Annotated in this window: 1 protein-coding gene; it reads left to right on the top strand. The window is 70.8% G+C overall.

Annotation, left to right across the window (positions count from 1 at the left end; genetic code table 11):
• Positions 1-216: 216 nt before the first annotated feature.
• Positions 217-706 (top strand): hypothetical protein (locus IE94_RS36700; RefSeq protein ID WP_157849455.1); only part of this gene is annotated, 490 nt, incomplete at its 3' end.

The following is a 706-nucleotide window of genomic DNA, read 5'->3' as shown; positions in this document are numbered from 1 at the left end:
TGAATTCTTCGATCGCCTGATTGCCGGGTGGCGTCAGAGGGGGGATTCGGCCGATAGACTGGAAAAATCCAATTCCCCCTCCGAACCGGGCGTCGGTGATGTGCCTGACGGTCCGCAGCACTCTGTCCGCGCGGGCGAGCAGGAGCAGCAGGGATCAACCGGGGGGACACACCGGCAGGCGTTTCCACCGGGTTGGGCACCGGCCTCTCACACTCCGTGTTCGCCATCCTCGTCCCGGGCGCGCACGGGGACGACGCCGAGCAGGCGGTGACCGCTGGGCCCGGGCATGTCGTGAGGGATGCGGCCGTGCACGGGGACGACGCGGTGTCAAAGGACGTGCCGTGGTCCGCGCAGGATACGGAGTTGGCGCGTGGAGCCGGGCGTGCTGCGGGCGAGGGGGACGGCGCCTCGCACGACGGGCTCGGCGCCCCGGAGGTGTCTGCGACCAAACGCGCGGCGGCCTTGGATGCGGGGGCTGTGCGGTCTTTCCAGCGGTTGTGGGCGAAGGCGCCGGTGGACACGGCGTCCATGTCTCCGGCGCACCGGGCTGTGCGGCGGGCTCACGCTCTGCTTGGCGGAACGCCCGCGCGTGCCGGCGCGGTGATCGAGCGGTTCACCGTGCATGCCGGGGATTTCACCGCGCTGTCGGAGGCGGACCGGCACGTGGCGGCTGTGGCGTACGTTCTGATGCGCGGCACCACCGAAC

It is taken from the genome of Streptomyces violaceorubidus, from assembly GCF_000717995.1.
Lineage (GTDB): Bacteria > Actinomycetota > Actinomycetes > Streptomycetales > Streptomycetaceae > Streptomyces > Streptomyces violaceorubidus.
This window is presented reverse-complemented; position numbering and strand designations above follow the sequence as displayed.